Source organism: Bradyrhizobium sp. SZCCT0148 (assembly GCF_018129985.1).
Lineage (GTDB): Bacteria > Pseudomonadota > Alphaproteobacteria > Rhizobiales > Xanthobacteraceae > Bradyrhizobium > Bradyrhizobium japonicum_H.
In genome coordinates this window covers 204,325-225,099 of sequence record NZ_JAFCKT010000001.1, presented here as the reverse complement: position 1 = coordinate 225,099, position 20,775 = coordinate 204,325, and the positions used below count along the sequence as shown (strand labels likewise).

27 protein-coding genes and 1 tRNA gene are annotated in these 20,775 nt (G+C 64.6%); 10 read left to right on the top strand and 18 right to left on the bottom strand.

The window, feature by feature from the left end:
• Positions 1 to 49 precede the first annotated feature (49 nt).
• Positions 50 to 619: a cysteine hydrolase family protein gene (locus JQ580_RS01150; protein ID WP_212279171.1), complete on the top strand. Its 570-nt coding sequence runs from the start codon at positions 50 to 52 to the stop codon at positions 617 to 619.
• Between the two features lie 165 nt (positions 620 to 784).
• Positions 785 to 1,105 carry a hypothetical protein gene (locus JQ580_RS01145; RefSeq protein WP_212277923.1) on the top strand — a complete coding sequence of 107 codons (321 nt, stop codon included), beginning with the start codon at positions 785 to 787 and terminating at the stop codon, positions 1,103 to 1,105.
• Between the two features lie 34 nt (positions 1,106 to 1,139).
• On the opposite strand, the gene JQ580_RS01140 is transcribed toward JQ580_RS01145, so the two are convergent.
• From JQ580_RS01140 to JQ580_RS01120, 5 genes are all read right to left on the bottom strand, one after another.
• Complete coding sequence (locus JQ580_RS01140) at positions 1,140 to 2,411, bottom strand: flavin monoamine oxidase family protein (RefSeq protein WP_212277922.1); 1,272 nt, start codon at positions 2,409 to 2,411, stop codon at positions 1,140 to 1,142.
• A gap of 9 nt (positions 2,412 to 2,420) precedes the next feature.
• Positions 2,421 to 3,128: a dihydrofolate reductase family protein gene (locus JQ580_RS01135; protein ID WP_212277921.1), complete on the bottom strand. Its 708-nt coding sequence runs from the start codon at positions 3,126 to 3,128 to the stop codon at positions 2,421 to 2,423.
• Between the two features lie 21 nt (positions 3,129 to 3,149).
• Positions 3,150 to 3,812: an FABP family protein gene (locus JQ580_RS01130; RefSeq protein ID WP_212277920.1), complete on the bottom strand. Its 663-nt coding sequence runs from the start codon at positions 3,810 to 3,812 to the stop codon at positions 3,150 to 3,152.
• Between the two features lie 173 nt (positions 3,813 to 3,985).
• Positions 3,986 to 4,165 (bottom strand): hypothetical protein, encoded by a 180-nt coding sequence (locus JQ580_RS01125; protein ID WP_212277919.1) that lies wholly within the window; start codon positions 4,163 to 4,165, stop codon positions 3,986 to 3,988.
• Positions 4,166 to 4,331: 166 nt separating this feature from the next.
• On the bottom strand, positions 4,332 to 4,829 hold the full coding sequence (locus JQ580_RS01120; RefSeq protein WP_212277918.1) for a hypothetical protein: 498 nt from the start codon (positions 4,827 to 4,829) through the stop codon (positions 4,332 to 4,334).
• A gap of 343 nt (positions 4,830 to 5,172) precedes the next feature.
• Here JQ580_RS01120 and JQ580_RS01115 point away from each other — a divergent pair, with 343 nt between their 5' ends.
• Positions 5,173 to 6,318 carry a helix-turn-helix transcriptional regulator gene (locus JQ580_RS01115; RefSeq protein WP_212277917.1) on the top strand — a complete coding sequence of 382 codons (1,146 nt, stop codon included), beginning with the start codon at positions 5,173 to 5,175 and terminating at the stop codon, positions 6,316 to 6,318.
• A gap of 13 nt (positions 6,319 to 6,331) precedes the next feature.
• Here JQ580_RS01115 and JQ580_RS01110 read toward each other — a convergent pair whose 3' ends face one another.
• Positions 6,332 to 6,580, bottom strand: a complete 249-nt coding sequence (locus tag JQ580_RS01110; protein ID WP_212277916.1) for a hypothetical protein — start codon at positions 6,578 to 6,580, stop codon at positions 6,332 to 6,334.
• A gap of 298 nt (positions 6,581 to 6,878) precedes the next feature.
• Here JQ580_RS01110 and JQ580_RS01105 point away from each other — a divergent pair, with 298 nt between their 5' ends.
• The 4 genes from JQ580_RS01105 (at position 6,879) to JQ580_RS01090 (ending at position 9,045) form a co-directional block, all read left to right on the top strand.
• Complete coding sequence (locus JQ580_RS01105) at positions 6,879 to 7,424, top strand: sigma-70 family RNA polymerase sigma factor (protein WP_212279170.1); 546 nt, start codon at positions 6,879 to 6,881, stop codon at positions 7,422 to 7,424.
• Complete coding sequence (locus JQ580_RS01100) at positions 7,421 to 8,062, top strand: ChrR family anti-sigma-E factor (protein ID WP_212277915.1); 642 nt, start codon at positions 7,421 to 7,423, stop codon at positions 8,060 to 8,062. The genes JQ580_RS01105 and JQ580_RS01100 overlap by 4 nt, the downstream gene beginning before the upstream one ends.
• A gap of 79 nt (positions 8,063 to 8,141) precedes the next feature.
• Positions 8,142 to 8,726, top strand: coding sequence for an RNA polymerase sigma factor (locus tag JQ580_RS01095; RefSeq protein ID WP_212277914.1), 585 nt, complete (start codon positions 8,142 to 8,144; stop codon positions 8,724 to 8,726).
• Between the two features lie 19 nt (positions 8,727 to 8,745).
• A complete protein-coding gene (locus tag JQ580_RS01090; protein ID WP_212277913.1) occupies positions 8,746 to 9,045 on the top strand; it encodes a hypothetical protein in 300 nt (99 codons plus the stop codon).
• A gap of 36 nt (positions 9,046 to 9,081) precedes the next feature.
• Here the strand turns inward: JQ580_RS01090 and JQ580_RS01085 are convergent, their stop codons facing one another.
• Both JQ580_RS01085 and JQ580_RS01080 read right to left on the bottom strand, forming a co-directional pair.
• On the bottom strand, positions 9,082 to 9,471 hold the full coding sequence (locus tag JQ580_RS01085) for a DUF2177 family protein (RefSeq protein WP_311981879.1): 390 nt from the start codon (positions 9,469 to 9,471) through the stop codon (positions 9,082 to 9,084).
• A gap of 136 nt (positions 9,472 to 9,607) precedes the next feature.
• Entirely contained in the window at positions 9,608 to 10,378 is a 771-nt protein-coding gene (locus JQ580_RS01080; RefSeq protein ID WP_409363188.1) for a DUF1295 domain-containing protein, read from the bottom strand.
• A gap of 202 nt (positions 10,379 to 10,580) precedes the next feature.
• On the opposite strand from JQ580_RS01080, the gene JQ580_RS01075 reads away from it, so the two are divergent.
• The 3 genes from JQ580_RS01075 to JQ580_RS01065 are packed head-to-tail and all read left to right on the top strand — an operon-like array spanning position 10,581 to position 13,908.
• Entirely contained in the window at positions 10,581 to 11,894 is a 1,314-nt protein-coding gene (locus JQ580_RS01075) for an NAD(P)/FAD-dependent oxidoreductase (protein WP_212277910.1), read from the top strand.
• 4 nt (positions 11,895 to 11,898) lie between these two features.
• The gene (locus JQ580_RS01070; RefSeq protein WP_212277909.1) at positions 11,899 to 12,687 is read left to right on the top strand and encodes a DUF1365 domain-containing protein; all 789 of its coding nucleotides are present in this window, start codon (positions 11,899 to 11,901) and stop codon (positions 12,685 to 12,687) included.
• Between the two features lie 3 nt (positions 12,688 to 12,690).
• A complete protein-coding gene (locus JQ580_RS01065; protein ID WP_212277908.1) occupies positions 12,691 to 13,908 on the top strand; it encodes an SAM-dependent methyltransferase in 1,218 nt (405 codons plus the stop codon).
• 62 nt (positions 13,909 to 13,970) lie between these two features.
• Here JQ580_RS01065 and JQ580_RS01060 read toward each other — a convergent pair.
• The 10 genes from JQ580_RS01060 to JQ580_RS01015 form a co-directional block, all read right to left on the bottom strand.
• Positions 13,971 to 14,046: transfer RNA gene (locus tag JQ580_RS01060), tRNA-Phe, on the bottom strand.
• A 174-nt stretch (positions 14,047 to 14,220) separates the two neighbouring features.
• On the bottom strand, positions 14,221 to 14,403 hold the full coding sequence (gene yacG, locus JQ580_RS01055) for a DNA gyrase inhibitor YacG (protein ID WP_212279169.1): 183 nt from the start codon (positions 14,401 to 14,403) through the stop codon (positions 14,221 to 14,223).
• Between the two features lie 138 nt (positions 14,404 to 14,541).
• Entirely contained in the window at positions 14,542 to 15,171 is a 630-nt protein-coding gene (locus JQ580_RS01050; RefSeq protein ID WP_212277907.1) for a Maf-like protein, read from the bottom strand.
• Between the two features lie 280 nt (positions 15,172 to 15,451).
• Complete coding sequence (locus JQ580_RS01045) at positions 15,452 to 15,919, bottom strand: arsenate-mycothiol transferase ArsC (protein ID WP_212277906.1); 468 nt, start codon at positions 15,917 to 15,919, stop codon at positions 15,452 to 15,454.
• Between the two features lie 6 nt (positions 15,920 to 15,925).
• Entirely contained in the window at positions 15,926 to 16,423 is a 498-nt protein-coding gene (locus JQ580_RS01040) for a UPF0262 family protein (protein WP_212277905.1), read from the bottom strand.
• Positions 16,420 to 17,715 (bottom strand): histidinol dehydrogenase, encoded by a 1,296-nt coding sequence (hisD, locus tag JQ580_RS01035; RefSeq protein WP_212277904.1) that lies wholly within the window; start codon positions 17,713 to 17,715, stop codon positions 16,420 to 16,422. Before hisD ends, JQ580_RS01040 begins: the two co-directional genes overlap by 4 nt.
• A 145-nt stretch (positions 17,716 to 17,860) precedes the next feature.
• Positions 17,861 to 18,310: a DUF2948 family protein gene (locus tag JQ580_RS01030; RefSeq protein WP_212277903.1), complete on the bottom strand. Its 450-nt coding sequence runs from the start codon at positions 18,308 to 18,310 to the stop codon at positions 17,861 to 17,863.
• 81 nt (positions 18,311 to 18,391) lie between these two features.
• Positions 18,392 to 19,051, bottom strand: a complete 660-nt coding sequence (locus JQ580_RS01025) for an NAD-dependent epimerase/dehydratase family protein (protein ID WP_212277902.1) — start codon at positions 19,049 to 19,051, stop codon at positions 18,392 to 18,394.
• A 103-nt stretch (positions 19,052 to 19,154) separates the two neighbouring features.
• Complete coding sequence (locus JQ580_RS01020; RefSeq protein WP_212277901.1) at positions 19,155 to 19,979, bottom strand: alpha/beta fold hydrolase; 825 nt, start codon at positions 19,977 to 19,979, stop codon at positions 19,155 to 19,157.
• 128 nt (positions 19,980 to 20,107) lie between these two features.
• Positions 20,108 to 20,617 (bottom strand): hypothetical protein, encoded by a 510-nt coding sequence (locus JQ580_RS01015; protein WP_212277900.1) that lies wholly within the window; start codon positions 20,615 to 20,617, stop codon positions 20,108 to 20,110.
• Positions 20,618 to 20,775: the final 158 nt, after the last annotated feature.

Here is a 20,775-nt window from a genome sequence, read left to right as displayed (position 1 = left end):
CATTTCCGTCGCCCCTCATATTCGCATCCGCAGCCCGCGAGAACTCTCCATGCCTCACCCCCTCCCCGCCCTCATCGTCGTCGACGTCCAGCGCGCGTTCGACGAATGGGAAGCGGCGGGAAAGCGGCGCAACAATCCGGATGCGGTGGCGCGCATCGCTGATCTGCTGGGGGCTTTCAGGACGCACGGCGCGCCGATCTTTCATATCCGCCATGAAGGCACGAAGTCGACTTCGCCGTTTCTGCCGTCGCGGTCCGGCTATGCCGTCAAGGACGAGGCCCGCGAGCAGCCGGGCGAGACCGTGATCGTCAAGCGCGTCAACAGTGCCTTCATCGGCACCGACCTGGAGCAGCGCCTGCGTGCTGGCCGCATCGGCACGCTCGTGATCTGCGGTGCCACCACCAATCACTGCGTGGAGACGACAACGCGGATGGCCGGTAATCTCGCCTTCGACGCGCACCTGGTGCGCGATGCGACATGGACCTTCGACCGCATCGGGCCCGACGGCGACGAGCATTCAGCCGAGGAAATCCATGCGATGACGCTGTCGAACCTCAACGGAGAGTTTGCGCGCATCGTCACAACCGCCGACGTGGTCGCGTCATTCGCGGCCAAGTAATGGCAGCAATGCGATCAAAGCCGACGATGCGACAATAGATGTCGCTGCGTACGCTCATTCGCCGCACATCGCACGCCGTGCTGCGTCGTTTCGACGCCCGCGCTAGCCGGAACGGAGCAGACACCCATCTGTTGTCTCACGACATTCAACTGGAGTGATGACACCATGAAGTATCTCATTGTCGCGATCGCGGTCGGGGCTGCGGCGCTTGCCGGCGGATCGGCGGCGAACGCGGCCGGCAACTCGAGCGCAAAGCAGAACGCGCCCGCTGCCCAATCGACCGACATCAGCGCGCAGCACCGGCACCATGGACATCGCCATCATCATTGGCGTCCTCACCACCGCCATCACGGCTATTATCGTCCGCACCACCGGAACTATGGTTATTATCCGCGCCATCACGGCTACTACGGCGGCGGACCGTATGGTTATTACGGCGGCGGCGGTCCCGGCGTGACGTTCAGCTTCGGCGGCGGACGCTGGTAAGAGATGAGGCCCGCAGAAATGCGGGCCTTTTTCTTTAGCCTCGCAGGATAAGTCCCGCCGTCATCAACCCGCTCGCCAGCGCGGCTTCCACCGTGCCCATGTCACGGCCGCGATAGAGCGCTTCTCCGGAGAACAGCACCCGACCATCGGCGCGCGCGAGAATTTCTTGTGCAGCGCGCGTTCGTGGCGTCGCCCAGGAATAGGCCCCGCGGGCAAAGGGATCATGCGCCCAGTTGGTCGCCGCCGCGGCCACGAGATCGCGCGCGACGTCTTCGCGCGACAGCTTGAAGATGGCGGCGAGCGAATCGAGTCCGGCCTCGACCAATCCTTGCGGATCGAGGCTGTCCAACCCTGCCGTGCGCGGGCCGCCGAACCAGCCGGTCAGCACGGCTTGCCCTCTCGGATATTGCGTCCACCACACCGGGATGGCCCTCTCCGACAACAGGAAGGTCATGCCCGCCAGATCCAGGTGTCGCTCTTGCCACCATGGCCGCGCGAAGCACAGCAGGATCTTGATGACGTTGCCGAAGCCGATGTCGCCCGCCGCAGCAAGCTTCTCGCGTACGCTCGCCGGCAGCGCCACCTCGCGCAGCAAAGGCAACGGTACCGTGAGGATCACGCGATCGCAGCCATGGACATCGCCGCCGACGCAGCGAACGGCCGCCCTATCGCTGTTATCCTCGATCGCCGAGACTACGCAGCCGAGCTGGAGAGTCACTCCCAACCGGCGGCAGTCAGCCACCAGGAAGTCGATCAGCGCGCCATAGCCGCCATCGATGCGCGCCTGCGCGGCGTGCCCGCCATCCATCCATTCCTCGCGCAGCGCCAGCGTCGAGGCGCGCTCGGGGTCGGCCGCGTCGTAGCCCTCGACCATCCGCTCGATCGAACGGCGCATCGGCGCGTATTTCTCCCCGGCGAAATGCCGGCGCAGGAATTCGGCGACGGGGAGATCTTCCTTCAGGTCCCGAAGCACGGCTTGCAGCTCGGCTTCGTGCGGATCGTCGCGGTCTTCGCGCGAGAGCGTCGTCCCGTCGAAGCTCCACCGCTCGCCTGCGATTTCGTGAAGGGACAGCCCGGCCTCGCGCAGCAACCCGCGCGTGACCGGTGCCTCGCCATGGACGAATTCGGCGCCGGCTTCGGCGCGATAGCCGAACTCCGCGTCCGGCAACGGATGGATACGGCCGCCGCAACGCTCGCGCGCCTCCAGCACCGTCACCTTGCGGCCGGCCCGCGCCAGCTCGCGCGCCGCCATCAGGCCGGCTGCCCCCGCGCCAACGATGACGATATGCTGTGATGCCTCGGGCATGACCGCGCCTTACCGGCTCACGGCTTGCGGATCGTTCTCGATCAGGTAACGCAACAGCAGGACGCCGCCGCCGAGTTCGCGCGTGCTCTCCAGCGACATCGCGGCGATCGGTGCGCGCTTATCGCTATCGGCCTCCGTCGAAGAGAACACGAAGGGCGCGCCCGTGGCGCCGTCGATCGCGGGGCTGAGGATCAGATTGAACTCGTCGATCAGACCAGCCCGCAGGAACGCGCCATTGGCGACGCCGCCGCCTTCGACCAGCAGCCGCTTCACCCCGAGTTCGTGGTGGAGGATGTCGAGCGCCAGCGCCAGATCGAGCTCGGATTGGCCGGCGAAGATGTAGGATACGCCCTCGCCGCGCAGGCCGGCGAGATGCGAATCCGGCACGCCCTCGGTCAGCACGACGACGATCGGATCGCCGCCGATGTCCGGGCGGCCCCAGCCGATCTTGCCCTGCGCATCGAGCACGATTCCATAGGTCTTGGCGTCGCGCCGCGCGAACCAGTTTTCACGCGGCAGCTTCATGTCCGTCGCGGGGTAGGGCTGGCCCTTGGCAAACTCCGAGCCGGTGACGCGGCCGATCACCCAGGCATCGCCGCCGAGTTCGTCATGGATCTTCTCGAACCAGTCCGTGCCCGCACCCTTCGGGCGCCAGCGACTGGGATGCGTGCGGCCATCGAGGCTGGAATGCATCAGGCAGATGACATAGGGCTTCATGCTGGTCTCCGACGCCGCGCTTCACACCGCCGGCCCATCGGCCCTGGCACGATCATTCACGATCACCGCGAGCGGATTGAGCTTTGGAGGCGCGACGAGCTGCAGCGTGTTGGTGTCGCGATGGTCGAACGGCGCGCCGCGCACGAACAACGCGGTCTGGATCAGATAGGTCCAGCTGCCGTCGTCGTTGAAGGTGATGTCGCAACGATAGGAGTCGGTGCGGAACGCCTGTTCCAGAAAATCCGTGGAGCAGATGCCGTAGCCGGTGTCGCCGCGCTTTGCGGCGACCGAGATCTCCCTGTCGTCGGGCCCGGCCCTGCCCGAGGCCAGCAGCACCTGCCCACGCGGAATCGCCAGCGTCTGCATGATCAGCCCGGTCGCGGGCTCCCACAGCCAATAGCCGACCTGGTCGTGGAAGGTGATGTCTTCTTCGGGCGTGTTGATGTGGATGTGATAGCGCAGCCCGTACAACAGCTGCGGCCCGTTGGCCTGCGGATCGATCGGGTCCATACGGATGCGCTCGATGAAGGTCCGCCGCTCCGGCCCCGCCGCCTTCGGATTGATGTCGATACCCTTGTCCGCCTGCCAATGCCCCGCGAGACGGCGGAGCGGACCGAGATTGGCAAGGCCGTCGGGCGAGACGTCCTCGGGCTCGGTGAAGATATCGGCGGGAATGGGGAGCATGGCGGCCTCGCGGGAAGTTGCGGAGGCAGCCATAGCATGGCGGCGGGAACCTGGCGCGTGCTCAAGCCGCACAATCGCGAATGGACATCCGCGCCACGCGCAGAGGATGGTCGGACCTCGCATGACGCGACACGGAGCCGAACCTGTCCGGTTCGGCTCCGCCGCCGGGACGCTTAGTGCCGGTGATCGCGGACCTCGGGCTGCGTGCGGTGGTCCCTGACGATGGTCTGAGTGCGGTGGTCGCGCACGATGGGCGGGTCGCGATGATCGCGCACGATGGTCAGTGCGCTCGCCGGCGTCACCGCACCTGCCAACATGATCGCCGCGAAAGCCGCAAGGATGGTATTGCGCATGAGACTTGTCCTTTGCCTGGTGGATCACTGCGAACCACCTGACGGCAAAGCTAGGTTGGCCCGTGGGAAAAAAATGTGTCACGGGTCACGCGCTGGGTTCATCGCCTCCGCTGGCAATCGCGCGTCGTTCGATCGGAGGAGAGGCACGCGAGCAGCCGCAGCAACGTCAACGCCAGCCCGCCGCCAACGCCACGCTGCTGCAATACGCTGATGTCTCACCTGACCGCCAGCCGGTGAGGCGCCCGGCTTCCTTGCACTCGTCGTAACTCTTGTAGTTGCCGACATTGCGGCATGTTGCCGAATACACGCCGCCCGTGGCGCTGCAGCCAACCCAGGGCTGGTTGCCCGTCTTGAAGCTAGATTGGCAACCGCCGACACAGTTGTTCGTCGTGGCGGCAAGCCTGGCAAGCTTCGCGGCATCCGAGTTCGTTGCGGCCGATGCCGGGGTTGGCGAGGTTGCGACGACCCTGGTACTGCGGCCAACGGCATGATGGGCGGCCCGGTGCGGCCTCGCCATCTGCTTCGGTGCCTCGACCGTGACGCTGGGAAGCCTGGTGTCGGCGGGCGTCGGTTGCGACTCTGCCGTTCCACTCAGACCGCACATCAGCAGAGCTATCGACGGGATGGCGACGGCGGAACGCGCAACAACGCTTGACAACGTCATGACCATATCCCTCCAAAAACGGGAGACGGTTAATTCCATCCCCCGGGGGAATGCTAACACACGCGATTCGAAGTTGCGTTGTATAAAATTGCAACTCGGTCAGGGTTGCCAACCGCATGCGCACCACGGCTGCCGTGATTTTAATCAGACGCCGAGGGGCCCGACATTCACAACGCTCCATGATTGCTGCCGACGAAACCCAAGCACTTGTGTTCGGCGTTCCCTTTTGCGCTTTGGATCGCAATGATAAACTCGGTCGGTTGCGCCCCTACCGTCGCCGGATGACGCCGTTTCGCTATGCGGCTTCTGAATAACGTCAGTGATTTCATGTGAGCAATTCGGAATGCAGCAGCAGGCTTCGGTCGAAAAATTCTCGGATCTCATCGGTGGGATCTATGATTGCGTGATCACACCCGGGCGCTGGACCACAGTTCTCGACGAGATCTGCACCGAGTTCGGCTTCGCCACCGGCGCGCTCTCGGTTGCCAGCCTCACCAACATGAAGGCCGTAGTGAACGCGGTCTCCGGATCCGACCTCTCACTGATGGCCTGGAACGCGATCGCTTACGGGCCCGATATCATCGAGCTCTGGGGCGGCGCGGCGCGTATCCAGCAATATCCGTTGGGCGAGCCAATCGTTCAGTCCCAGGCCGTCGGACAGGACGTCATCTCCAGCAACCGCTATTACCGCGAGTGGGCCATGCCCAAGGGCCTGTTCGATGCCGTTGCCGTCGGCCTTGTTCGCGACAAGGCGATGGTCGGAAATGCGATCTTCAGCCAACACGAATCAGCCGGCCCCATCGACGATGGGCAAATCGGCGGGTTGCGGCTTCTGGCTCCCCACATCCGACGCGCCGTGACGATCAGCAATCTGTTCGATATGAAGGCGGTGGAGGCCGCGACATTCGCCGCAACAGTCGAAGCCTTGGCGGTCGGCGTCGTGCTGGCAGACGAAGATTCGAATATCGTTCACAGCAACGCCGCCGCCACCGCGATGCTCGATGCCGGAGAGCCGATTCTGGCGCAAGATGGCCGGATCGCCGTTCAGTCCACGGCAACCACCACGGCATTGCAATCGGCCATCGCGCAAGCGGCGCAGGACGAGGCGACACTCGGCCAGAAGGGCATCGGCATTCCAATCCCGCGCCCGAGCGGCGATCCTCTCGTCATCCATGTGCTGCCGCTGCGGCGCAGCCCGATGCGATCCGGCCTGATCCAGCGAGCCACCGCCGCCGTGTTCGTGGCGTCAGCTTCCGGGCCGCCGCGACTGCCGCACGATGCGCTCGTCCAGCTCTATGATCTCACGCCGGCCGAGATTCGCATCTTCGAACTCATCTGCGATGGACAGACGCGTGACGCCATCTCCACGATGCTTGGCGTGTCCATCAGCACCGTGAAAAGCCATCTCATCCACGTCTTCGAAAAGACGGGCTGCCGGCGTCAGGTCGACCTGGTGAGGCTGGCGAAGTCGCTGACCTTTCCGGTGTAGCAGGAGACCGCTCTCAAGCCGCTTCCGACACCGAGTTCGCCCGTTGCTCGAGCATGCCGATCGTGGCGACCAGATTGTCGCGGCGCGCGCGAAGATTGAGTGCGAGCAGCGGATACGTCGGCGCAAGCGCGTCGAACACGCCGGCTTTGGCTTCTTCCTCGAGGATATCGGTGTTCAACAGCCGCACGCGCCACCACAAATCGGCGATCAGCGCATCGAGCCGGTGTTCGCCGGCAGTACCAGAACGGGACATTTCTTGCATCGCATGCCTCAACTTGAAACGGGCCTCGCTGCCGAAGCCCGGCTTTGGTCATGACTGAGCAAGCCGGGTGCCAGATGCGGAGCGCGATCTCCGCGAGGTTATGGAACCCGCAACAACAGGCATTTTCCGGTGATCCGGCAGCCCTTCTCGGTCGTTTTCAGCCCAAGAGGTCGCTTGTCGAGGCGCTATGATCGCTGCTATCCGGACTCTAGAGGTGCCAATCCGGGCTGGGGCCGGTTTACCCCGGAGGGTTGTGGCGCGGCTGTCGATTGGCGCGAGCAAAGGGCCGAAGGTAAAGGTGGACTGGGCTGATTTGATCGGACGCGTCGCCTCCGACGGTGACCGGGAGGCCTTCAAGCGGCTGTTTGAGCATTTCGCGCCTCGCATCAAGGGGCTGATGCTCAAGGCCGGTTGCAGCTCCGATGAGGCGGAAGAGATCGCCCAGAGCACCATGATCGCCGTTTGGCGAAAGGCGCACCAGTTCGATCCAGCGACAGCGGGTGCGCCGGCCTGGATCTTCACGATCGCGCGCAACCTGCGGATCGATCTATTTCGCCGCAGGGCGCGGACAGAGCGGCTGCAAACCGATTCCGAGCTGCCTGATGCGCCGGATCAAGCCGACGCAGCCGATGTGCTGATGTCGCGCGTACAGGACGCGGCGCGGATCGCCTCGGCCATCAAGCAACTGTCGGCAGAGCAATCCACGGTGGTGAGGCTGTCGTTCATCGAGGAGCGGCCGCACCCGGAGATCGCGAGCACCCTCGGGATTCCCCTCGGAACGGTCAAGTCAAGGATCAGGCTCGCGATGAACCGGTTGCGAGACATTTTGGACGAAGAAGCATGACGATCAGCCATCATCCGCCGGAAGAGCTTCTGGCCGATTTCGCGGCCGGCAATCTGGAAGAGGCTCATCAACTTGTTGTCGGAGTGCATGTGGCGGGATGCCCACGGTGCGCCCGCTTCGTGCGGGCCATCGAGCAGCTTGCGGGTGCCGCGCTGGAGGATGTCGAGCCGGTGCCGGTCGCTCCCGATGCGTTCGACCGCGTGATGGCGCAAATTCATCTGTCTCCGGCGGAGACCCCCGCGCCCCCCCTCGCGTCTGACATCGACCATGATCTTCCGCCGGCACTGCGGAACTATCGCATCGGTAAGCCCCGGCGCGTGGCGCCCGGTCTCAGCATGAGACCGATCGAGCTGTCCGGTTCAGGCAGCGCACGCGCCTTCCTGCTTCGGTCAGCACCGGGCTCGCGCATGCTCGAGCACAGCCATACCGGCACCGAGCTGACGCTGGTGCTCGAGGGCAGCTTCAGCCATGAGGGCGGCCGCTTTGGCCCCGGGGATTTCGACTATGGCGACGACGAGGTCGATCATCGTCCCATCGTCGGCGACGAAGGGCCCTGTCTCTGCCTGGTCGCGATGACCGGCGACCTGCGCATGAACGGGTTGCTCGGCCGGCTGATCGGGCCATTCGTGCGCCTGTGATTATGCCTCGTCATTCTCTTGTCGGGTGATCCGGACCTGCGTCCGAAGCGTTCTCTTGGAAACGCAACGGAGACAGGACATGGCTGGTTCGAACCCGCCAAGCCACGGACGAAGCGAGGAACTGCCCGAACTGCTGGCGCGCGTCTCCAAAGGCGATACACGTGCTTTCGCGGAGTTGCATACATTGATGCGCGGCAGGCTGGGCCGGATCGCGCTCGCCGTTGGAGCCGCGCCGCACGACGTCGATGATATCCTCCAGGACAGTTTTCTGAAGATCTGGCGCAATGCCTCCCGGTTCGATTCCGGACGGGCCCCCGCCATGGCCTGGATGTCCGCGATCGTCCGAAATACCGCCATCGATCATCTGCGGACTCGCCGACAACCGAGCGTCGAATTGGAGAAGGCGCTTGCGGTCGCGACCGACTCTCCGCAGTCACCGACAGAGGAATTCGATTACGCCTTCGCCGAACCCGTTGCCCGCGGCGCGCTGGCCCGCTTGCCGGAAGATCGCCGCAGGCTGGTCGCTCTGGCCTATCTTGAAGGCGAGAGCCGCGCGAGCCTGTCGCTGCGTTTTGGTGTGCCGGTGGGCACCATCAAGACCTGGCTGCACCGAACCATTTTAGTGGTGCGCAAGGATTGCCTGGCCACAATGGCGGCGGCCTGAAGGCGGCAGGAAAGCGTGCATGGCCGCAGAGATCATTGAGTTTCCCGAACGTGGACGCGACCGGCTCACCTCCTCGATCGCGCGGCTCGAAACCATCGCGAGAGAAGTCGAGCGAATCGTGGCCGACGAGCCTGAGGCCGGCGTCGACCGGCTGCTCGCAATCATGGAGCGCATGGGCGACCAATTGGTCGATCTTGCAAGCCTCGTGCTCGACGAGGAGTCGAAGCAGCAGGCTCAGAAGGCCTTCATATCCTTGTCCGACAAGATCGCGGAAACCAGGTTAGCGTTCGAGCAGGTCGGAGACCGGACGCGCAACTGACGCGACGGCAGGCTGATGTGACTCGGCGCCCGTCGCTCAGTGCGACAGCTTTTGAGCGACGAGAAACCCGATCCAAGCACTGATGCCGGCAAGGAACGAGCCCCAGCAAACATCCGCAAGGGTCAACCCGGTCGACCAATTCCGCAGCGTCGCCTGATTGGTCAGATCGTAGGTCGCATAGGTGAAACAGCCCAGCAGTAGGCCGGATGTGAAGGCGCGCAGCGCGCCGCCATCTTGCTGCGCAGGCAACACGGCAAACCAGATCAAGCCCAGGGGATACAGCAGGTAGAACGCGGCCGCGGCCGGCAGATCGGGCTTAGCCCGCAACATGTCGCCCAGCACGGGCCGATAAAGCTTGTCGACCATGATGGTCAGCCAGACCATGTCCACGGCGACGAAGGTCACGGCCACCGCGAGATAGGTCAAGAAAAGAGTCATGTCGTGTTTCCCGTCGCCCTGAGCCGGCCGGCTTGTCGAGCGGGCCGCCAAATTAACGATCCGGGAGCCGCGTCGGATCACATCGATGATTCATTCGGCTTTGCGGCGCTGCTACCAGGGTCGATCACGGATCCCGCCGCGGCGGCCATGGGAAGAACGCACTGGTGCGGGCCTGATAGCGGCGAAAGCGGTCGCCGCGCGATTTTAGCATCTGCTCCTCGAGCGGGGGTATGCCCGTCACGTGGACCAGGATCCAGTACATGATCGCAGGCGCTGCCAAGCTGGCCCACCCCCATGGATAGTCCGCCGATACCGCGATGACCGGGTAAGCCAGCCATCCCAGCCATTCGAAGAAATAATTCGGGTGACGCGACCAGCGCCACAAGCCGACATCGCAGACAAGCCCCTTGTTCGCTGGGTTGCGCTTGAACTGCCGCAACTGCCGGTCCGCCAAGGCCTCGCCGGCAACGGCAACCAGGATGATGACGATCCCGGCGTAGTCCTGCAGCCGCAATTCGAGCCCGGGCGCATGCGCCGCAATGAAGACGGCGAACGGCAGCGGCAACGAGACCAGCGCCTGCGATTGCAGGAAGAGGAACATGCGGCGCGGCGCATCGGCGCCCCACTCGCGCGCATAATTCGCATAGCGGGGATCGTCGATCCCGGCTGCGGAGCGTTGCGCGATGTGCGTCCCAAGCCGCACCGACCAAAGCAGCACGAGTCCCGCCACGAGCACCCGGCGGGCCGGCGAACCATCGTCCAGCGGCCACAAGGCTGCGGCCGCGCCCACGAGGCCGGTCGCGTAGGACCAGATGGCATCGACCCAGCCGGAATTGCCGGTGCGCTGCTGAACGACCCAGGCCAGTGCCATTAGGAGGCAGAAGGCCAGCGCCATGCCGGCGATCGCCTGAACGTATATAAAAAACATGCTCTCACCGATTCGACCTCTGCCGATACGTCGCCTCCGCGGGGTGGTTTCGCCCGCGGCGGCGGGTTCCCGACGATCCAGCCAAGTGATCCGGGCGATCGCACCAAACGTTTCCTGTCAGGTGCTTCATGGACCGTAGCTGGCGGTACCTCAGTGGGGGCGAAAGAGAATGCGTTTGGCCGTGATCGGGACGGGAATTGCCGGCAACGCCGCCGCCTGGCTCCTGTCGAAGCGTTACGCCGTCACCGTTTATGAGCGCGAGAGGCAGGCCGGGGGACATAGCCACACCGTTCGCATCGACTATGACGGCGAGCCTCTCGACGTCGATGTCGGCTTCATCGTGTTCAACGAGACGAACTATCCGCAATTGACCTCGTTGTTCTCCCATCTGGGCGTGAACACGGTCGAGACCTGCATGAGCTTCGCCCTTTCCGCCGATCAAGGCCGGTTCGAATGGCGGGGTGGCGGCGAGACTGCCCTGGAGACAGTCCGCGGCCTGTTCGCCCAGCCACGCAACCTCGCTTCGCCGTCATATTTTCGCATGCTGGCGGAGGTCGCGCGGTTCAACCGGCAGGCCGTGACCGATCTGCGCGCCGGCCGGCTGCACGACCTGACGCTCGGCGAATATCTTCGCGTGCAATCGTTCGGGCCGCGACTGTTCTCCGACTATCTCGGCCCGATGGGCGCGGCCATCTGGTCGTCCTCGTCCGACGACATTCTGTCCTTTCCGGCGGAGAACTTCGTGGCCTTCTTCGACAATCATCGGCTGTTGCACCTCGATCGGCCGCGCTGGCGGACCGTGGAGGGCGGTAGCCGGCGCTATGTCGACAAGCTGACCGCTTCGTTCGCGCACAACATTCGGCTGGGTCACGCGGTAACTTCTATCGACCGCACCGGGCATGGCGTAACCGTCCGCGATAGTCATGGCGGTCAGGAGAGTTACGATGCCGTGGTGATGGCCTGTCACAGCGATCAGGCCCTGGCTGCGCTGTCGGATGCCGACGCCGAAGAGCGTTCCATTCTCGGCGCGATCAGATATGCTCCGAACACCATTTACCTGCACCGTGACCCCAGCCTGATGCCGAAGCGGCGGCAGGCCTGGGCATCCTGGAACTTCCTGCGATGGCCGCGGCAAATGCCAGCCCAGAACGATGTCGCGGTGACCTATTGGATGAACCGTCTGCAGGGCATCGACGACCGCAAGCCGGTGTTCGTCAGCCTCAACCCCCCGTTCGAGCCTTCGGCCGATCTGACGTTCGGAAAGTTCAGCTTCGATCACCCGCAATACGATCTGGCAGCATTCGCGGCGCAACGACGGCTTCCCACCATCCAGGGCCGTCGCCAAACCTGGTTCTGCGGCGCCTGGACCGGCTATGGCTTTCACGAGGACGGCTTGCAGGCCGGCATCTCCGTCGCCGAGGCACTTGGCAGCGAGGTTCCGTGGCGCCAGCCGGAGCCCTTGCTGGCCGAGGCTGCCGAGTGAAGCGATGATCGCAGCGAAACCAGCCAGAGTGGAGGACGCGACCGCGCCCGCCGCGCTCTATTGGGGAAAGGTGATGCACGCGCGATGGCGGCCCGTGGTGCACAGGTTCACCTATCGCGTGATGACCCTGCTGATCGATCTCGACAGGTTGAACGAAGCCGATCGCCAGTCCCGGCTGTTCGGCGTCAATCGATCAGCAGCTTTCAGCTTCCACGAGTGCGATCACGGCGAAGGCACAAGCGCGGGCCTTGGTCAACACGCCCGGCGCCTCGCAGCGGATCGCGGCATCGACCTCTCGGGAGGCCGCGTCCTGCTTCTCTGTTATCCCAGGGTGCTCGGCTACGTGTTCAACCCGCTTTCAGTCTACTTCTGCTATGCGGCGTCCGGCGCTCTTGCGCTGCTGATCTACGAAGTCCGCAATACCTTCGGCGAAATGCATTCCTACGTCCTGCCGGTAAAGGAGGTTGCCGCGGGCTGTGCCATACGGCAAACCCAGGCGAAGCAGTTCTACGTCTCGCCCTTCATGGAGATGGAAACACAGTACCGCTTCAGCGTTTCTCCACCGCAGCGGGACGTGAAAGTCCGGATCTTGCAGAGCGGCGATAAAGGCCCGATGTTTGCAGCAGCATTCTCCGGACGACGTCGTCCCCTGACCAGCCGCTCCCTCCTGGCGGCGCTGGTCGGCCTGCCCTTCCTGACGTTCAAGGTGATCGCAGCCATTCATTGGGAAGCGATGCGGCTCTGGCTGAAAGGTGTTCCCTACGTGCCTCGTTTGAAACAACGTGAGATCTAGACCATGGACCTCACTGCTACCCATCAGGCCATGCAATTCGATGGCGTCCCGTTCTTTGGCCGACTGGCCCTGCGCCTGGCCTCGCAACTTCGGTGCGGCACCGTTCACGTGCGCCTGCCCGACCACAGGACGGTGACGCTGCGTGGCCAGCTTCCGGGTCCCTCGGCCACGATCGAGCTCAATAATTACAGGTTCGCGCGCAGCCTCGTCATCGGTGGCGATATTGGCATGGCCGAGGCCTATATTCGCGGCGACTGGACCACGCCCGATCTCGCGCAGCTTCTCTACGTGCTCTGTCTCAACGAAGATCTGGTCGACAACGCCTTTGCCGGCAACATGCTGGTCCGCCTGTGCCGGCGCGCAGTCCATCTCCTGCGCCGCAACACAAGGCAGGGATCGCGGCACAACATCCACCGTCACTACGATCTCGGCAACGAGTTCTTCGCGGCGTGGCTCGATTCCAGCATGACCTATTCATCGGCCTTGTTTCCGGCCGAGACAGTGGACCTTCCCGCCGCGCAACAGCACAAATACGAGCAGCTGGCGCAGGCCATCGAACTGCAGCCCGGTCAGAGCGTGCTCGAAATCGGATGCGGCTGGGGCGGCTTCGCCGAATTCGCCGCCAAGACCTATGGCGCCAGGGTGCTGGCGCTTACCATCAGCAGAGAGCAGCATGAGTTTGCCCGTCGACGAATCCATGAAGCCGGGCTCGCCGAGAAAGTCGAGATCCGACTGCAGGATTATCGCGACCAGGACGGCCGCTTCGACCGGATCGCCTCGATCGAGATGATCGAGGCCGTCGGCGAGCAGTTCTGGCCGACCTATTTCAATCAGCTGAACCAGCGGCTCAAGCCCGGCGGTCTCGCCGGCATCCAGGCCATCACCGTCAGCGACGAACTCTTCGGCAGCTATCGGCAGCGCGTCGACTTCATCCAGCGCTACATCTTCCCGGGCGGCATGCTGCCGTCGACGAACATTCTGCGCGCGCTCGGCGAACGCTTCGACATGCCCGTCATCCGCGAGCGCGTCTTCGGCCAGGACTACGCCAAGACTCTCGCCCTCTGGCGGGACAATTTCAGCCAGGCCTGGACCGACCTGACCGCGCTCGGATTCGACGAGCCGTTTCGGCGGCTGTGGGAATATTACCTGTGTTACTGCGAGGCGGGGTTCAGGGCGGGGAAGATCGACGTCGGGCAGTTGGTGTTTGCGCGGCGGGGGTAAGGCGGGCCGGAAACAGCGGCGCTGACAAGCGATGCCACGTCTGCAGATGCTTCAGGAAGCAATGGTGCCCAGGGGCGGAATCGAACCACCGACACTGCGATTTTCAGTCGCATGCTCTACCAACTGAGCTACCTGGGCTTGCTCCAAGAGAGGGGCCAAAGCCCATCGAGCGGGCGGTTTATAGTGGGCCGGAGGCGGCCTGTCCACCCGGCTTCGGCAAGTGGCTTCGCCGAGCATGGCCCGGCTGTGTACAAGCTGCCGCGGCTGGGGGGCGGCGGCGTGCACAACCGAACAAGCAATTGATATTGTTATTTATTCTACGTCATCGACTTCGTCGTCGCGGCCGGGGATGACGTAGGAGCCTTTCAGCCAGCGGTTCAAATCGACGTCCCGGCAGCGCGAGGAGCAGAACGGGCGGGTAGACTCCGACTGCGGCTTGCCGCAGATCGGGCAGGTTTTGAGCGGGCCGGCGGGCTTTTTGACCTGGTCGTTCATCATTGTCGGCAGCTTGCACGGAGTGAAAGGGTTTCAAGGGCCTGTCGGGCAACGGGTTCCGCGGGCGGCAGGGCACACGCCGCGTCAGGCATTCTACTGTGCATGGGATCGTTTTCGAGATTCTGCTCGGCGGGCGGCTCACACCGCGGTGACGTTGAGCCAGCCGAAGCGGATCGGGAAACCCTCGCCGCCAAGCAGCGTGGTAGTCTCGTAGAGCGGCAGGCCGACGACGTTGGTGTAGGACCCCACCATCTTCACCACGAAGGAGCCGGCGATGCCCTGCACGGCATAGCCGCCGGCTTTGCCGCGCCATTCGCCGGAGCCGATATAGGCCTGGATGTCGTCCTCCGAGAGCCGCTTGAAGCGGACGCGGGTCTCGACCAGGCGCTGGCGGAACGCCTCGCGCGGCGTCACCAGGGTGATCGCAGTGTAGACGCGGTGGTTGCGGCCCGACAGCAGCCGCAGGCACTGCGCGGCTTCGTCCACCAGATTGGCCTTGGGCAGGATGCGGCGGCCGACCGCGACCACCGTGTCGGCGGCGAGGATGAAGGCGCCGCGCAGCTCGTCGTCGAGCTGCACCGATTTGAGCGCCGCATCGGCCTTGGCCCGCGCAAGCCGATTGGCGCAGGCGCGCGGCAGCTCGCCCCGCTTCGGCGTCTCGTCGACGTCGGCCGGCCGGAGCGCGTCCGGCTCGATGCCGGCCTGGTTGAGCAGCGACAGGCGCCGCGGCGAACCGGAGGCAAGTACGAATTTGGGGCGGCCAAGCATCAGGTGATTTGGGGGATGAGCAGGGGGTGAATTGCGCGCGGAACCTATCGGAAGGGGGCTGATTTCACAACCCGGGAACCGGGAGTTTGGTGATTCGAGGTTTCCGACAGCATGTGCCTTCCATCTGTGACGCCGGTGTTACGGGTGGTCTGGTGTCCCAGACGCGGCGCGGCATGAAATGCTGCGACGCTGAGCCGAACTCACCAGCCTGCTTGCAATGAGATTTGCCCCGGCTCTGCAGCGTATCTGTTGCACGCCGCGCCGCGTCCGGGGCACGAGATCAGCCTGACGCCGCGCCGACCTTCGAGAATCGCTTGCGGATTCGCATCGACAGCTGGTCGCAGACGTCGCGATAGGCGGCGAGCTTCTGGTCGCGGCTGCCCTCGATCGTCGTAGGATCCTGCGTCGGCCAATATTCGACGTCGGCCGCGAGCGTCCGCGTCAGCTCCAGCGCCTTGTGGTGCGCCTCCGGCGAGAGCGTGATGATGAGGTCGAAATTCAGCCCCTCCCAGTCCTCCAGCTCCTCGAAGGTCTGCGGCTTGTGGGCGGAGATGTCCTGGCCGAGCTCGGCCATCACGGACACTGCGAACGGATCGAGCTCGCCCTTCCGCGTGCCCGCTGACTTCACGTAGAGCCCTTGCGGAAACATGTGCTGCAGCAGGCTCTCGGCCATCGGCGATCGCACGCTGTTCATCGCGCAGGCGAACAGCACGGACTGCGGATTGCTTGCGCGTGGCGGCGCAGCCATCCGCGATTAGCCTTTCCAATGCAGGACGGTGATGAGCGTGAACAGCCGGCGCGAGGTCTCGAAGTCGACCCGTACCTTGCCCTTCAACCGCTCCTGCAGCGTGCGCGATCCCTCGTCATGGATGCCGCGGCGGCCCATGTCGATAGCCTCGATCTTGTCGGGGGTCGCGGTGCGGATCGCCTGGTAGTAGCTGTCGCATATCATGAAATAGTCTTTCACGATCCGCCGGAACGGCGTCAGCGACAACAGATGCGCGACCACGGGCGTGCCGTCCTCGCGACGGATGTCGAACATCAGGCGGTTGCCGGTGATGCCGAGATGCAGCGTGAACGGACCCTTGCCCTCGGCGCCGTCGGGCGCGAACAGGTTCTGCTCGATCAGGTCGTAGATCGCGATCGCGCGCTCGTGCTCGATGTCGGGCCCGGAACGGCCGATCGAGTCCTCGTCGAGCGTGACGCCGACGATGCGATTGCTGGAGTCGTCCTGTTCGGGCAGCTCTGTCATGACAGATTGAGGCGCAATCCAATCGAACGCGAATGGGCGTCCAGCCCCTCGGCCTTGCCGAGCGTCATTGCGGCGGGTCCGAGCGCACGCAGCTGATCCGGGCCGCATTTCAGGATCGAGGTGCGCTTGATGAAGTCGTGCACCGACAGCCCCGAGGAGAATCGCGCCGAGCGCGCCGTCGGCAGCACGTGGTTGGAGCCGCCGACATAGTCGCCGATCGCCTCCGGCGTATGCGGCCCGAGGAACACCGCGCCGGCATTGCGGATCTTCGCCGCCAACGCGTCGGGATCCACGGTCATGATCTCGAGATGCTCGGCGGCGATCGCGTCCGCGAGCGGAATGGCATCGGCGAGGGTCTTCACCATGATGATGGCACCGAAATCGGCCCAGGAGCTGCCTGCGATCGCGGCGCGCGGCAGCGTCTTCAGCTGCGCCTCCACCGCCTTTTCGACGTCGGCTGCGAGGCGGGCCGAGTCGGTGATCAGGATCGATTGGGCACTGGCGTCGTGCTCGGCCTGCGCCAGGAGATCGGCAGCGATCCAGTCGGCATTGCCGGTGTCGTCGGCGATCACCAGCACTTCGGAGGGACCTGCGATCATGTCGATGCCGACCTTGCCGAACACCAGCCGCTTGGCGGCGGCGACATAGGCATTGCCGGGCCCGACGATCTTGGCGACCGGCGCGATCGTCGCGGTGCCGTGCGCCAGCGCCGCCACGGCCTGCGCGCCGCCGACACGGTAGATCTCGGTGACGCCGCCGAGCTGCGCCGCCGCCAGCACCAGCGGATTGAGCTTGCCGTCGGGCGAGGGCACCACCATCACCAGGCGCGAGACACCGGCGACCCGTGCAGGCACCGCGTTCATCAGCACCGAGGACGGATAGGCCGCGGTGCCGCCGGGCACATAGAGGCCGGCCGATTCGATCGCGGTGTAACGCCAGCCGAGTTCGACGCCGAGCGGATCGGTGAAGCGCTCGTCCTTCGGCAATTGGCGGCGGTGATAGGTCTCGATGCGGTCCCGCGCGAGCTTGAGCGCATCCAGCGTCGCGGCATCGCAGGCCTTGGTCGCCGCCTCGATCTCGTCGGCGGTGACGCGTAGGCCGGATGCGTCCAGCGTCAACCGGTCGAACTTGGCGGTGGCCTCGAGCAACGCGGCATCGCCCCGCTTTGCCACGTCGTCGACGATCGTGCGCGCGGCGGCCTCGACGTCGGCCGAGGCCTCGCGCTTGGCGCCGAGGAAGGCCGCGAATCGCTGGTCAAAATCGGCGCTGCTGCGGTCGAGGCGAACGGGCATGTCTGGCTTGGCTTCTGGCTGGTCTTTGGGGCGGGTTGGCGCACCAGGTCCCCTGCTCAATGGCGCGGCAGGGAAGCGGCGTCAACCCTCGCAAGCCGTCGTTCCGGCGCGGGCCTGAGCCAGCGCGGCTGGTATACCGGGGGCCTCACAGCTCCCCCTCGATCTCCGGCCCCGTCCCGAGCGTGTCATCCCCGAGGTCCGTTAGCTCGCATTCCAGGCATTCGACGTCGAGCCGGACGGCGCCGCCTTCCGCGAACAACAGCAACGCGCTGCCGCCGGGCTCCGCCTCGCGCCCGTCTCTCGGGTGAAATTCGATGCCGACAAGGTCCATGACAGTTTCGGGCGCAGCCAGGTCGATGTTGCGCGCCTTGCAGGCGAGGACGCGGTCGAAGCGGAGCGCAGAGACCAGCCGGCGCGGCTCGGCCTCGCCCTCCAGCGTCTGCTCCCAGTCGAGCCGGCTCATGCCGACCACGAGCCGCTTCTCGCCTTGCCGCCAGATGATGTCGGAGACCTGAACCCGGGCATCCTGGACATGGGTCGAGATCACGGCGAGATCGTCGGCGTCGAGGGCGATCAGTTTGAGCTGGGGCGACATCGCCGACGCTTCTCCTTCGGAATGGACGGGCTCAACGCGGACCGGCGCCGAAATTTCCGCTCAAACTAACGGGCCGGCAGGCTAGAGGCTATTGATATCCGCCATCTCCAGCACCTTCCGTGGATACCCCTCGCGGGCGACCCGGATCATGGCGCGGCCGATCTGCTCGGTCGAAGTGACCAGCCGCGGCGAGATCCGGCGCAGCACCGGCCACAGCGGCGCGGTTGCGGCATAGACCGCCTGCACCCAGGCAGTCTTGGACCGGGCGCCGTGCAGCGGCTGGATCGCACCGGGCCGGAACATATAGGCAGCCCTGAACGGCAGCTTGAGCAGGTCGTTCTCGGTCTTGCCCTTGATCCGCGCCCACATCCGCGATCCCTGCTCGGTGGAATCGGTGCCGGCGCCGGTGACATAGGTGAACACCATCTGCGGGTTGAGCCGCGCCAGCGTCGTCGCAGCCGCGAGCGTGAGACCATAGGTGAGATGGCGATAGCGCTCTTCGCTCATGCCGATCGAGGACACGCCAAGGCAGAAGAAGCAGGCATCGAAGCCGGTGAGCCGGGTTTCGATCGCCGAATAGTCTAGGAAATTGCCGTGGATGATCTCGGTGAGCTTGGCGTTGCGCACGCCGATCGGGCTGCGGCCGACCACCAGCACCTGGTCGATGCCGGCATCGACCAGGCATTCGCGCAAGACGCCCTGCCCGACCATGCCGGTCGCGCCGAAGATGATGACTCGCATCGGGATGTCCCCCAGGGCATCGCCGCTCATGCGGCGACCGCCCTGCCGCAAGAATACACCGGCCGGCGTTTTCGTGCGATCAGGGCGATCTCGAGGAGGCGCCTTACTCCCTGAAGAACGCCAGCAGGTCGGCGTTGATGGTTTCGGCGTGCGTGGTCGGCATGCCGTGCGGGAAACCCTTGTAGGTCTTCAGCGTGCCCTTCTTCAGCAGCTTGGCCGAGAGCGGCGCGGAATCGGCGTAGGGCACGATCTGATCGTCGTCGCCGTGCATCACCAGCACGGGCACGGAGATCTTCTTCAGATCCTCCGTGAAGTCGGTCTGCGAGAACGCGACGATGCCGTCGTAATGCGCCTTGGCGCCGCCCATCATGCCCTGACGCCACCAGTTCTGGATCACCGCTTCCGACGGTTTGGCGCCGGGACGGTTGTAGCCGTAGAACGGGCCGGTGGGGAGGTCGCGATAGAATTGCGTGCGGCTGGCGGCGAGCTGGTTTTGCAGATCGTCGAACACACTCTTCGGCAGGCCGCCGGGATTGGCCGCGGTCTGCACCATCAGCGGCGGCACCGCGGAGAGGATCGCAGCCTTTGCCACCCGGCTCTCGCCATGGCGCGCGATGTAATGCACGACTTCGCCGCCGCCGGTGGAATGACCGACATGGATGGCGTTCTTGAGGTCGAGATGCGCGGTGACGGCCGCGAGATCGTCGGCATAGTGATCCATGTCGTGCCCGTCGGAAACCTGGGACGAGCGGCCGTGGCCGCGGCGGTCATGGGCGATGACGCGATAGCCGTGGTTGGCGAAGAAGATCATCTGCGCGTCCCAGTCGTCGGCCGACAACGGCCAGCCGTGGCTGAACACGATCGGCTGGCCGCTGCCCCAGTCCTTGTAGAAGATCTCGACGCCGTCTTTGGTGGTGATGGTGGGCATGATCGCTCTCTTTCAGTGAAGTTCGATTGCGTTGCGCGTGAACAGGAACGCGTCGACGTTGCGCACATAATCGCGCGAGCTGCCGAATGCGACGCCTCGCATCGACCGGGACGTTGAGAATCGTGTGATCAGGCAAATGCCATCGGCTTGAAGCGGCGCCAGGCACCGATGGTGAGCACGACGAAGAACACCAGCACGACGCCCTGCACCACCGCGAACACCGGACCCGACGGCGGCGCGGGCGCGACGGCCGGCGCGAGCGCGGCAAGCGCCGGTATCTTGAGGAACGACTGGATCACCAGCACGAAGACGTTGAAATAGAGCGAGATCATCGCGGTCACGATATAGATCGGACGCCATGCGCCCGTGAGCTTCATGCCGTACAGCGCGAAGCAGGCCATCGCGAGCAGTACCAGCGAGATGATGCCGATGATGTGCGAGGGCAGCAGCTTCTCGAACGGAAACAGGAAGCCGGTGGCGCTGGTCAGGATCGTGAACAGCATAAAGATCGCGGTCAGGCCCGGCATCGACTTCGAGCCGAGCAGGCCGAACATCACGACGAGGCCGGCGACGATGCCGATCAGGCTGATGACGACATGGACCAACGTGAAGGCGGGCAAGCTCAAGCCAAGGACCATGACATCGTCTCCTAATCGTCCGGCATTAAAATTCAGGAGATTAGTATTACGACCCTCATGGGATTACCACCTGCGTTGTCGTCACATGCAGGTGCGAAGCCATGCGCCATCGTGCGAATCGACAAGCGCATGGCTGATTTTTTTGCACCGCTGTCACA